This is a genomic window from Immundisolibacter sp., assembly GCF_014359565.1.
Taxonomy (GTDB): domain Bacteria; phylum Pseudomonadota; class Gammaproteobacteria; order Immundisolibacterales; family Immundisolibacteraceae; genus Immundisolibacter.
The window spans coordinates 780,070-790,586 of sequence record NZ_JACIZD010000001.1 but is presented as its reverse complement, the minus strand read 5'-3'; the positions used below and the strand labels follow the sequence as shown (position 1 = coordinate 790,586).

The 10,517-nt window shown below is 69.0% G+C and carries 13 protein-coding genes and 2 tRNA genes; 5 read left to right on the top strand and 10 right to left on the bottom strand.

Features of this window, described 5'->3' with window-relative positions; genetic code table 11:
- From H5U26_RS03895 to H5U26_RS03875, 5 genes are all read right to left on the bottom strand, one after another.
- Positions 1-180: HD domain-containing protein (locus H5U26_RS03895; protein WP_290616823.1), on the bottom strand; the 180-nt coding region annotated here is incomplete at its 3' end.
- A 130-nt stretch (positions 181-310) separates the two neighbouring features.
- A tRNA-Phe gene (locus tag H5U26_RS03890) sits at positions 311-386 on the bottom strand.
- Between the two features lie 218 nt (positions 387-604).
- On the bottom strand, positions 605-1,708 hold the full coding sequence (locus tag H5U26_RS03885; RefSeq protein ID WP_290616821.1) for a zinc-binding dehydrogenase: 1,104 nt from the start codon (positions 1,706-1,708) through the stop codon (positions 605-607).
- A 55-nt stretch (positions 1,709-1,763) separates the two neighbouring features.
- Positions 1,764-2,054, bottom strand: a complete 291-nt coding sequence (locus H5U26_RS03880; protein WP_290616819.1) for a BolA family protein — start codon at positions 2,052-2,054, stop codon at positions 1,764-1,766.
- Entirely contained in the window at positions 2,051-2,788 is a 738-nt protein-coding gene (locus H5U26_RS03875) for an inner membrane-spanning protein YciB (RefSeq protein WP_290616817.1), read from the bottom strand. The genes H5U26_RS03880 and H5U26_RS03875 overlap by 4 nt, the downstream gene beginning before the upstream one ends.
- A 124-nt stretch (positions 2,789-2,912) precedes the next feature.
- On the opposite strand from H5U26_RS03875, the gene H5U26_RS03870 reads away from it, so the two are divergent.
- Positions 2,913-3,530: an L-threonylcarbamoyladenylate synthase gene (locus H5U26_RS03870; RefSeq protein ID WP_290616815.1), complete on the top strand. Its 618-nt coding sequence runs from the start codon at positions 2,913-2,915 to the stop codon at positions 3,528-3,530.
- An 81-nt stretch (positions 3,531-3,611) separates the two neighbouring features.
- On the opposite strand, the gene H5U26_RS03865 is transcribed toward H5U26_RS03870, so the two are convergent.
- From H5U26_RS03865 to H5U26_RS03850, 4 genes are all read right to left on the bottom strand, one after another.
- The gene (locus tag H5U26_RS03865; protein WP_366055877.1) at positions 3,612-4,619 is read right to left on the bottom strand and encodes an NAD-dependent epimerase; all 1,008 of its coding nucleotides are present in this window, start codon (positions 4,617-4,619) and stop codon (positions 3,612-3,614) included.
- 26 nt (positions 4,620-4,645) lie between these two features.
- Positions 4,646-5,923 carry a nucleotide sugar dehydrogenase gene (locus H5U26_RS03860; protein ID WP_290616811.1) on the bottom strand — a complete coding sequence of 426 codons (1,278 nt, stop codon included), beginning with the start codon at positions 5,921-5,923 and terminating at the stop codon, positions 4,646-4,648.
- A gap of 70 nt (positions 5,924-5,993) precedes the next feature.
- Positions 5,994-6,070: transfer RNA gene (locus H5U26_RS03855), tRNA-Pro, on the bottom strand.
- Between the two features lie 47 nt (positions 6,071-6,117).
- Positions 6,118-7,095 carry a polyprenyl synthetase family protein gene (locus H5U26_RS03850; protein WP_290616810.1) on the bottom strand — a complete coding sequence of 326 codons (978 nt, stop codon included), beginning with the start codon at positions 7,093-7,095 and terminating at the stop codon, positions 6,118-6,120.
- 164 nt (positions 7,096-7,259) lie between these two features.
- Between H5U26_RS03850 and rplU the strand changes: the two genes are divergently transcribed.
- The 4 genes from rplU to proB all read left to right on the top strand — a co-directional run bounded on the left by rplU (position 7,260) and on the right by proB (position 10,105).
- Positions 7,260-7,574 (top strand): 50S ribosomal protein L21, encoded by a 315-nt coding sequence (gene rplU / locus H5U26_RS03845; protein ID WP_068805196.1) that lies wholly within the window; start codon positions 7,260-7,262, stop codon positions 7,572-7,574.
- Between the two features lie 28 nt (positions 7,575-7,602).
- On the top strand, positions 7,603-7,863 hold the full coding sequence (rpmA, locus tag H5U26_RS03840) for a 50S ribosomal protein L27 (protein WP_068805197.1): 261 nt from the start codon (positions 7,603-7,605) through the stop codon (positions 7,861-7,863).
- 95 nt (positions 7,864-7,958) lie between these two features.
- Complete coding sequence (cgtA, locus tag H5U26_RS03835; protein ID WP_290616809.1) at positions 7,959-8,987, top strand: Obg family GTPase CgtA; 1,029 nt, start codon at positions 7,959-7,961, stop codon at positions 8,985-8,987.
- Positions 8,984-10,105 (top strand): glutamate 5-kinase, encoded by a 1,122-nt coding sequence (proB, locus tag H5U26_RS03830; protein ID WP_290616807.1) that lies wholly within the window; start codon positions 8,984-8,986, stop codon positions 10,103-10,105. Before cgtA ends, proB begins: the two co-directional genes overlap by 4 nt.
- 107 nt (positions 10,106-10,212) lie before the next feature.
- Here proB and rpsT read toward each other — a convergent pair whose 3' ends face one another.
- Positions 10,213-10,485: a 30S ribosomal protein S20 gene (gene rpsT / locus H5U26_RS03825; protein WP_290616805.1), complete on the bottom strand. Its 273-nt coding sequence runs from the start codon at positions 10,483-10,485 to the stop codon at positions 10,213-10,215.
- Positions 10,486-10,517: the final 32 nt, after the last annotated feature.

Sequence of the window (10,517 nt, the reverse complement as noted above, 5' to 3'; positions counted from 1 at the left end):
GACGCAGTCGTGCAGCAGGCCCGCAATGGCCTGGTCTTCGTCGCCACCGTGTTCGAGCACCAGGCCGGACACCGCCAGCAGGTGCGAGACGTAGGGAATGGCCGTGCCCTTGCGCACATGGCCGCGGTGGGCTTCGCACGCGAAGGCGAGAACTTCGGCGTAACGGTCAGTCAGGGTCATGGTCGGGTCGGATTCAAATAGAAAAGGCCGGACACCCCAGAAGAGCGCCCGGCCTGTCGAAAGGTAACCCCGCGCCAAGTTCCGGGCGCTGGCGGCCGGGTGATTCAAGGCGTAAGTTTTTGATATCGAATGGTGGCCAGGGGCGGAATCGAACCACCGACACGTGGATTTTCAGTCCACTGCTCTACCGACTGAGCTACCTGGCCAACAGGGAAAAGCACTGCGCACCGAGCGCGGCGAAACCGCATCGGCCTGCCGGGCGCTGCGCGCGCGGGGTGCGTATTAGATTGCCCGGCGCCGGTCACGTCAAGGCGCAGGGCCGATTGCCGCCTATTCCCGAGCCCGGCGAGCGACAACGCAGCGCGGCCGAAACACGGCCGCCCGGCGGACTGCGCGGTCCGGCGCCGACCGGCGGGCAAGCCGCTCAGGTTGCCGGAGCGATCACCGCCTTCACGGTCTCCAGCCGGGCCACGGCTTCCAGCGCCTGTTGGCTGTCCTCGATGCGGTAACGGTGCGTCACCGCCGCGGCGAGCGGGAAACGCCGGTGATGGGCCTGCACCACCTGCAAGGCCTGATACAGATGGCGGGGCTGCGACAGCGCGGTGCCGATGATGCGCAGGTTCAGGTTGTTGATCATCCGCGGCTCGACCGGCACCGTGCCGGGCGCCGACCACAGGCCGACGATCAGGTAGCGCCCGCCGCGGGCGATCAGGTGCAGACCTTCGCCGAAGGCCGGCACCACACCGGCCGCCTCGATCACCACGTCTGCCCCCCGCGCGCCGGTGAGTTCCCGCACTCGTGCCGTGCGCGCTGCGGCATCGGACAGTTCGTCCATGTCCAGCGTGTGCGTGGCGCCGAACTGCCGGGCCACCGCCAGGCGCCGGGCCGGGGCGCCGATCACGATCAGCGGCGCGGCACCGGACAGATGCGCCAACAGCGTGGCCGCCAGGCCCACCGGCCCGCAACCTTGCACCACCACGCTCATGCCCGGCCGGATGCCGCCCAGGCGCTCCAGCCCCTGCAGCATGGTCGGCAAGGCGCAGCCGAGCGCGATCACGGCGTCCGACGGCGTGTCGTCCGGCACGCGGTAGAACGGCAGCCCGGCGCGCAGGGTGGCGTAGTCGCAGTAACTGGCGGTGGTCGGCCCGTCGGCATTGCCAAATACGCCGGCGAAGGCGTTCTCGCACATCGAGACGTCGCCCAGCACGGTGCAGGCATAGCAGCGCTGACACGGCGCCACCGGCTGCCAGTACACCCGATCGCCCACTGCCACCGGCGTGCCGGCATGGTCGGTGCTGACGCCGGCGCCCAGCATGTCGATCACCGCCACACCCTCGTGACCGAGCACTACCGGGCCCGGCAGGGGTACCTCGCCGCGCCAGAAATGCACGTCGGTGCCACACACGCCGCCGTGGGTCACGCGCGCCAAGACCTCGCCCGGGCCCGGATCGGCTACCGGACGCTCCCGGATTTCGAGCGGCTGGTTGGCCGCCACCAATACGGCCCGCTTGCCGGTTCGCTGCGTCATTGGCGTCTCCTCCTGTGGCTTTTATTGGTGCACCCGCCGCGGCTGCGGTCGGGGGTTATTCGAGATCCTCGGCCACATCCGGCAGCAGTTCGATGCTCAGGGCGTGGATGTCGGTGTGCATCAGCTCGCCGAGCGCCGCGTAGATCATCCGGTGGCATTCGAGCGGGCGTTTGCCGGCAAAACCGGGCGCCGCGATGCGCAGCGTGCAGTGCCCGCCCTGGCGCGCGCCGGCATGACCGGCATGCCGGTGGCTGTCGTCGACCAGCTCCAGGCGGGTCGGCGCCAGCGCCTGCGTGAGAGTGGCGCGGATGCGCGCCATGCGCGGACTGTCGGTGGCGGCATTCATGCTGCTGTGGACTCGCGGTCGCCATCTGCCGCCGGCATATGGCGACTGAGGTAAATGCCCTGCGCCAGGACGAACGCCAGCGTCAGGCCGAGCAGTCCGAACAGCTTGAAGTTGACCCAGATGTCCTGGTGCAGCTTGTGCAGGTAGGCGGCCTGCCGCTGAGCCGGCGCCAGGGCGGTCAATTCGGCGCGCTGGGCGGCGTCCATCTCCGCCAGGGCCTTGCCCTGGACCGCACGCGCGTAGGTACCGTCGTCCTCGGCCACCTGGGCGTAGATCGCCTGCCGGTCGGCATCGAGGCTTTGCGGCGTCACCTGGTAAACGAAGGCGACGTAGGCATTCAGGGCGCCGCTGAACGCGAAGAACAAGGCCCAGGCCAGGGTCAGGCGCTGCCAGATGGCCCGCGGCAGGGCCAGCTGCGCGCCCAGCATGCGTTCGGTCAGCGGCGTGCGCCCGAACAGGCTCAGCGCGAAGCCAAGCGCAAAGGCCCAGTTGATGAGGCTCGGCTTCCACATGATGAAGCGCTCGTCATGCAGGAAGATGGTCAGCCCGCCCAGGCCCGCCAGCAGGGCCAGGTTGAACCACTGGGTTTTGTCGATCGGCCGGCGCAGCACGCGCAGGACCACGATCTGCAGCGCCGCCACTGCGACCGCAGCCCCGGTGGCCCAATAGATGCCGGCCCATTTGTAGGCGACAAAGAACACGATGATGGGCAGGAAATCGAACAGCAGTTTCAAACCGGACCACCTCTGAAAATTCGTGCCAGAACCACCGCCACGCCATGCGCAGCGCGCGGTCTTGGCGGGGCGTTAAACGCTACCATGTCCCGCCCAAGCTTCGCCGGACTCGTGGCCAGTACCCATGCAGCGCTTTCACCTGCACCCCGAAAATCCCCAGCCACGCCTGCTGGGCAAGGCGGCCGAGGCCGTCGCTGGTGGCGCGCTGCTGGCCAGCCCGACCGATTGCAGCTACGTGCTGCTGTGCGATCTGACCGACAAGGCGGCCATGCAGCGCATCCGCGCCCTGCGCCGGCTGGACGAGGACCACCCGTTCACGCTGCTGTGCCGCGACCTGAAACAGGTGTCCGTCTATGCCACGCTGGGCACCGCCGAGCATCGCCTGCTGCGGGCGGCCGCGCCGGGACCGTACACCTTCCTGCTGGCGGCGACGCGCGAGGTACCCAAGCGCCTGCAGGACAAGCGGCGCACGGTCGGCGTGCGCATCAGCAGCCATCCGGTGCCCCAGGGTCTGCTGGCGCTGCGCGACGAGCCGCTGCTGTGCAGCACCCTGCAACTGCCGGGCGATGAGTTTCCGCTGACTGACCCGGACGACATCGAAGACCGGCTTGGCAAGCAGGTGGACCTGCTGCTGGACGCCGGGCCGGGCGACTACCAGGTCAGCACGGTGGTGGCCTTCGAGGATGGCCAGGCGCGCGTGGTGCGGCCGGGCAAGGGCGATCTGGCGCGTTTTGGCGGCTGAGGCCGGCCGTCTTGATGGGAGCACTGGATTTCTCAGCGCCCGCATCCCTGCGCTGCGGAAAACGTGAATACTTCAGCGTTTTCAGACCTTGTAGTAATCCCGGTACCAGGCGACGAAATTGCGCACGCCGATTTCGACCGGTGTCGCTGGTCGATAACCGACATCCGCACCCAGATCGTCGATGTTGGCGCTGGTTTCCGGCACGTCCCCCGGCTGCATCGGCAGCAGGTTCTTGACGGCCTTCCTGCCCAAGCACTCCTCGATGACCTCGATGTAACGCAGCAGCTCGACCGGACGGTTGTTGCCGATGTTGTAGACGCGAAACGGCGCCCGGCTGGTGGCCGGATCGGGATTCTCGCCATCCCAGCCGGGATTGGGCGCCGCCACGCGGGCAGTGACGCGCAGCACGCCCTCGACGATGTCGTCGATGTACGTGAAATCGCGCCGGTGGTGGCCCTGGTTGAAGACCTCGATCGGCTCGCCGGCCAGAATGGCGCGCGTGAACAGGAACAGCGCCATGTCCGGCCGGCCCCACGGGCCATAGACGGTAAAGAAGCGCAGCCCGCTCACCGGCAGGCCGTACAGGTGCGCGTAGCAGTGCGCCATCAGCTCGTTCGAGCGCTTGGTGGCAGCGTACAGGCTCAGCGGATGATCCGCGATGTCATGCTCGGAAAACGGCAGGCGGGTGTTGGCGCCATAGACCGAACTGCTGGATGCGTACACCAGATGCTCGACGCCGTGGTGCCGGCAGCCTTCCAGGATGTTCATGAAGCCGACCAGGTTCGAGTCGACATAGGCATGCGGGTGGCTCAGCGAGTAGCGCACGCCGGCCTGCGCGGCCAGGTGGATCACCCGCTGCGGACGCACATCGCCAAACAGCCGCTCCATGGCCGGGCGGTCCTGCAGGCTGATGCGCGCTTCCGTGAAGCCGGCCCGCGGCGTCAGGCGGGCCAGGCGGGCCAGCTTCAGGTTCACGTCGTAGTAATCGTTGACCTCGTCCAGGCCGACGACCTGATGGCCCTGATCGAGCAGGCGATGGGCCACGGCCGCGCCGATGAAGCCGGCCGTGCCGGTGACCAGGATGCGCATCGGCGCCATTTGAAACTGCTGCGCGCTCACAGGCGCTCGTCCACCTGGTCGCGCGGCAGCACCGACTTGATGTCGTAGACCACCGCCTGCGGGGCCTTGAAGGCACCGAGCCGCCCGGCGTCCAGATCGGCAAACTGGCGGTGCGCGACCGCCAGGACGATGGCGCTGTAGGCACCCGACGCCGGCTCGGCGCACAGGTGGATGCCGTATTCCTCCTCGCAGACGGCCGCATCGGCGCACGGATCGTGCACGTCCACCGCCATGCCCAGGTCTTCCAGTTCGCGCACCACATCCACGACGCGGGTGTTGCGCACATCCGGGCAGTTTTCCTTGAAGGTAATGCCCAACACCAGCGCCCGCGCACCGGCCACCGGCAGCCGGCGGCGGATCAGCAGGCGCGCCACGCGCTCGGCCACGTAGCGGCCCATGCCGTCGTTGATGCGCCGGCCGGCCAGGATCACTTCCGGGTGGTAGCCGATTTCCTGCGCCTTGTGCGTGAGGTAATAGGGATCGACGCCGATGCAGTGACCGCCGACCAGGCCCGGCCGAAACGGCAGAAAGTTCCACTTGGTGCCGGCGGCTTCCAGCACTTCCGTCGTGTCGATGCCGAGCCGGTTGAAGATCAGCGCCAGCTCGTTGACCAGGGCGATGTTCACATCGCGCTGGGTGTTCTCGATCACCTTGGCCGCTTCCGCGACGCGGATGCTACTGGCGCGGTGGGTTTTGGTGACGGTGGCGTACAGCGCGTCCACATAACGGGCCGCCGCCGGCGTGGAACCGGAGGTGATCTTGGTCACCGTCTCCAGGCGGTGCTCGCGGTCACCGGGGTTGATGCGCTCGGGGCTGTAGCCGACGAAAAAATCGCGGTTCAGCGTCAGGCCGGATTCGCGCTCCAGGACCGGCGCGCAGATTTCCTCGGTCGCACCCGGATACACCGTGGATTCGTAAACGACCACATCGCCGGCTTTCAGAACCTGCCCCACGGTGCGGCTGGCCGCCAGCAGGGGCCCGAAATCCGGTCGCTTGTGGGTATCCACCGGCGTTGGCACGGTGACGACATAGGTGTTGCAGTCGGCCAGATCAGCGGACTCACAGGACAAACGCAAGGCGCTCGCCGCAAGCTGCGCGGCGCTCACCTCGCCGGTCGCGTCATGCGCGGCGTTCAGGGCCGCGATGCGCTGGCGGTCGATGTCGAAGCCAAGAGTGGGCAAGCGGGTGGCCAGCGCCACCGCCAGCGGCAGGCCGACATAACCGAGTCCAAGCACACCGACACGTGCCTGTGCCAGTGTCGGCGCGTCCGTCACGTGCCGGCGTCGAATGTAAGCAGGTCGTCCCGGTCAGCAGGAAGCTGACGGGGCGTCGAAGATTCGCAACTGGTCGGGGTGAGAGGATTCGAACCTCCGGCCCCCGCCTCCCGAAGACGGTGCTCTACCAAGCTGAGCTACACCCCGATTGCGACACGTGCGCCGCAGGCCCGCCCGGCGGCGGCTGCGGATTTTCAGAAATCCCGGGAAACTGCAAACCGGGCCAGCCCCTGCAGGGCCGCCCGTGCCGGCGAGTCCGGCAGCCCGGAAAGGGCCGCCTGGGCGCGCTCGGCATGGGTCTGCGCGAGGCCGGCAGTGTACGCGATGGCCCCGGTCGATTCAATCACGGCCAGCACCGCCGCGAAGTCCGGCTCGCCGTCCTCACCCAGCGCCGAGCGCAGCACGCGCGCCTGCTGCGGATCGGCCGCCTGCAGGGCATAGGCCAAGGGCAGCGTCGGGCTGCCCTCGGCCAGGTCGTCGCCCAGATTCTTGCCGATACGCGCCGCGTCGCCCCGGTAGTCGAGCAGGTCATCGACCAGCTGGTAGGCCAGACCGAAATGCAGGCCGTAATCGCCCAGCGCATCCTGGCCGGCGCGGTCCTGCCCGGCCAGCAGGGCCCCGCAGCGGGCGGCCGCCTCGAACAGCGTCGCCGTCTTGCTGCGGGCGATGGCCAGGCACTGCTCGGGCGTGGCGTCGACGTTACGGCGATTGAGGTACTGCAACACCTCGCCCTCGGAAATCTGGTTGGTGGCCGTCGCCAGAACGTCCATGACCTCCTTGGACCCCAGCTCCACCATCATCTGGAACGAACGCGAGTACAGGAAATCGCCCACCAGCACGCTCAGACCGTTGCCAAAGCGGCTGTTGGCGGTCGCCCTTCCCCGCCGCAGTTCGGACTCGTCCACCACGTCGTCGTGCAGCAGGGTTGCGGTGTGGATGAATTCGACGATAGCCGCCAACAGGCAATGCTGGTCGCCCGAATAGCCGCAGGCGCGGGCCGACAGCACCGCCATCACCGGCCGCAGGCGCTTGCCGCCGCTGTGGATGATGTAGCCCGACAGCTGGTCGATGGTCGGCACGGTCGAGTGCAGGCGCTGCTCGATGAGCGCATTCACGGCCGCCATGTCGGCGGCGGCCGGCGCCAGCAACGCGGCCAGGGGATTGGCAGTCATGCACTCGGTCAGGCGGGGGTGTGAAGCCGGCGGATGCTAGGTTTCGGGGTGGGTGGGTGTCAAGCCATTTGACCCGGCACGCCCGCCAGAACTAGAATCCACGCCCTTTTTGTTCCCGCCGGGCAGTCGTGCCCGCGCGGCACGTGTCGGCAGTGGGGAAGTCCATGTTTGCGGTAATCGAAACCGGTGGCAAGCAGTACCGGGTGGCACAGGGTCTGGTCCTGAAGGTGGAAAAACTGGACGGCGCCGTCGGCGACACGCTCACCTTCGATCGCGTGCTGATGGTCGGCGCCGGTGCCGAGGTGAAGGTCGGCCGGCCCTACGTCGAGGGCGCCACCGTGACCGCCGAGCTGCGCGCACTGGGCCGCCACCCGAAGATTCGCATCATCAAGTTCCGGCGGCGCAAGCACCATCAGAAGCAGATGGGCCACCGCCAGCACTACGCCGAAATCGCCATCACCAGCATCGGCGCGCCCTAAGCCGCGCCGCGTTCAGGAGTAAGCACTCATGGCCCATAAAAAAGCCGCCGGCAGTTCCCGCAACGGCCGCGATTCCGTCTCCAAGCGTCTTGGCGTCAAGCGCTTCGGCGGCGAGCACGTGCTGGCCGGCAACATCCTGGTGCGCCAGCGCGGCACCGAGTTCCATCCCGGCGACAACGTCGGGCTGGGCCGCGACCACACCCTGTTCGCCCTGGTCGAGGGGCACGTGCGCTTTCGCGTCGGCGGCGAGAAAAGCCGCCGCTTCGTCAGCGTCGAGCCGCTGGCCTGACCGCGCCGCGTTTTTCTGCTCCGGCCTGGCGCGGCCTGGCGTCGAAGCCCCGCTCCGGCGGGGCTTTGTGTTTGTAGCGTCCTGATTCAGCCAGCATGCGATTCGTCGATGAAGCCACCATCACCGTTGCCGGCGGCAAGGGCGGCAACGGCTGCATGGCGTTCCGGCGCGAGAAGTACATCCCCTTCGGCGGCCCGGACGGCGGCGACGGCGGCGACGGCGGCAGCGTCTATCTGGTGGCCGACGAAGGCCTGAGCACGCTCAGCGACTTTCGCTACCAGCGCGAGTTCCGCGCCGAAAGCGGCCACGCCGGTGCCGGCAGCTGCCGCACCGGACGGGCCGGCGCCGACCGCGAGATCACGGTGCCGCTGGGCACCGAGGTGCGCGACGCCGACACCGGCGAGCTCATCGGTGACCTGACGCACCACGGCCAGCGCCTGAAGGTCGCCGCCGGCGGCTTTCACGGCCTCGGCAACGCCCGCTACAAGAGCAGCATCAACCGCGCCCCGCGCCAGACCAGTCCCGGCAAGCCCGGCGAGCTGCGCCGTCTGGCGCTGGAATTGCGCCTGCTGGCCGACGTCGGCCTGCTGGGCGCGCCCAATGCCGGCAAATCGACGCTGTTGGCAGCGGTGTCGCAGGCGCGGCCCAAGATTGCCGACTACCCGTTCACGACGCTCAATCCGGAACTGGGCGTGGTCGAGGTCGACCGCTTTCGCCGCTTCGTGATGGCCGACATCCCGGGCCTGATCGAGGGCTCGGCCGCCGGCGCCGGCCTTGGCACACAGTTCCTGCGCCACCTCGGCCGCACCCGCCTGCTGCTGCACGTGCTCGACCTGGCGCCGGCCGATCCGGCCAGCATCCCGGCGGAGGAAGCGCGCAAGATCGTGGCGGAACTGGAAGCCTTCAGTCCGGAGCTGGCCGCCCTGCCGCGCTGGCTGGTGCTGAACAAGGCCGATCTGCTGCTGCCGGACGAAGCCGCCGCGCGCGGCGCCCAGATCGCCGGCGAACTGGGCTGGACCGGCCCGCTGTTCGTCGTCTCGGCGGCCACCGGCAGCGGCTGCCAGGCGCTGTGCGAGGCCATCATGCGGCACCTCGAACAGCAGGCATTGCAGGCCAGGGAATGAGCCGGGCCACCTATGCCGGCGCCGGGCGCTGGGTCATCAAGATCGGCAGCGCGCTGCTGACCGCCGGCGGCGCCGGCCTGGATACGGCCGCCATCGAGGCCTGGGTGGCGCAGCTGGTATGGCTGCGCGCACAGGGCCGCCAGGTGGTGGTGGTGTCCTCGGGCGCGGTGGCCGAAGGCATGCGCCGCCTCGGCTGGGAGCGCCGCCCGGAAGCCATCCACGACCTGCAGGCCGCCGCCGCGGTCGGCCAGATGGGCCTGGTGCAGGCCTGGGAGAGCTGCTTCCAGACCCACGGCGTGCACACCGCGCAGGTGCTGCTGACGCACGACGACCTGGCCGACCGCAGGCGCTACCTGAACGCGCGCAGCACGCTGCGCACGCTGCTGGACCTGGGCGTGGTGCCGATCGTCAACGAGAACGACACGGTCGCCTTCGACGAGCTGCGCTTCGGCGACAACGACACCCTGGGCGGCCTGGTGGCGAATCTGGTGGAAGCCAAGCTGCTGGTGCTGCTGACCGACCGCGACGCCATGTACGACGCCGATCCGGCACAGAATCCGGCCGCGCAGCGCCTGGCGACTGCGCACACCGCCGACCCGGCGCTCGACGCGATGGCCGGTCCCAGCGGCGGCCAGCTCGGCCGCGGCGGCATGCAGACCAAGCTGCGCGCGGCGCGTCTGGCGGCGCGGTCCGGCGCGGCCACGTGGATCGTCGGCGGCGCCATCACGAACGTGCTCACCGAACTGGCCAAGGGCGCCGACATCGGCACCCTGCTGCTGCCCGAACAGGAGCCGCTGCAGGCGCGCAAGCTGTGGCTGGCGGGGAATCTTCGCGTGCGCGGGCGCCTGCACATCGACGCCGGCGCCGAACAGGTGCTGCGCCAGGCCGGGCGCAGCCTGCTGGCGGTCGGCGTGACGGCAGTGGAAGGCGATTTTCGCCGTGGCGACCTGGTCGCCTGCGTGACCGCGGACGGCCGCGAGGTGGCCCGCGGCCTGTGCAATTACGGCGCCGAGGAAGCCCGCCAGATCAAGGGGCTACCGAGCAGCCGCTTCGCCGAGGTGCTCGGCTACGTCGACGAGCCGGAGCTGGTGCACCGCGACAATCTGGTGCTGACGTGATCCGGCCAGCCACCCGACCGGCCAAGACAGAAAAAGCCCGAAGCGGGCTTTTTCTGTTTGCCTGCCTGTTTGCTTACAGGGCGCGCGCCGATGCGGCGCGCGGCGCTTCAGGCGGCCTGACGCAGCGCGTGGATGCGCTTGTTCAGGCGGCTCTTGTGGCGGGCGGCCGTGTTCTTGTGGATCAGGCCGCGGGCGGCCATGCGGTCCAGCAACGGCACGGCGGCGCGGTAGCTGCTGCCGGCGGTGTCGGCGTCGCCGGCGCGGATCGCCGCCAGCACGCGCTTGACGGCGGTGCGCAGCATCGAACGGCGGCTGGCGTTGTGGGCGCGGTGGTCGTCGTTCTGACGGGCGCGTTTGATGGCTTGCGGGCTGTTGGCCAAGGCGAAATCCCTGCGTCGAAAACCGAAAAAAG

What these genes read in the sequence shown, in the direction of transcription:
- H5U26_RS03885 (WP_290616821.1), bottom strand. Translation starts at nt 1,708, where the DNA reads ATGACGCAGCGAACCGGCAAGCGGGCCGTATTGGTGGCGGCCAACCAG.
- H5U26_RS03880 (WP_290616819.1), bottom strand. Translation starts at nt 2,054, where the DNA reads ATGAATGCCGCCACCGACAGTCCGCGCATGGCGCGCATCCGCGCCACT.
- H5U26_RS03870 (WP_290616815.1), top strand. Translation starts at nt 2,913, where the DNA reads ATGCAGCGCTTTCACCTGCACCCCGAAAATCCCCAGCCACGCCTGCTG.
- H5U26_RS03865 (WP_366055877.1), bottom strand. Translation starts at nt 4,619, where the DNA reads ATGCGCATCCTGGTCACCGGCACGGCCGGCTTCATCGGCGCGGCCGTG.
- H5U26_RS03850 (WP_290616810.1), bottom strand. Translation starts at nt 7,095, where the DNA reads ATGACTGCCAATCCCCTGGCCGCGTTGCTGGCGCCGGCCGCCGCCGAC.
- rplU (WP_068805196.1), top strand. Translation starts at nt 7,260, where the DNA reads ATGTTTGCGGTAATCGAAACCGGTGGCAAGCAGTACCGGGTGGCACAG.
- rpmA (WP_068805197.1), top strand. Translation starts at nt 7,603, where the DNA reads ATGGCCCATAAAAAAGCCGCCGGCAGTTCCCGCAACGGCCGCGATTCC.
- cgtA (WP_290616809.1), top strand. Translation starts at nt 7,959, where the DNA reads ATGCGATTCGTCGATGAAGCCACCATCACCGTTGCCGGCGGCAAGGGC.
- proB (WP_290616807.1), top strand. Translation starts at nt 8,984, where the DNA reads ATGAGCCGGGCCACCTATGCCGGCGCCGGGCGCTGGGTCATCAAGATC.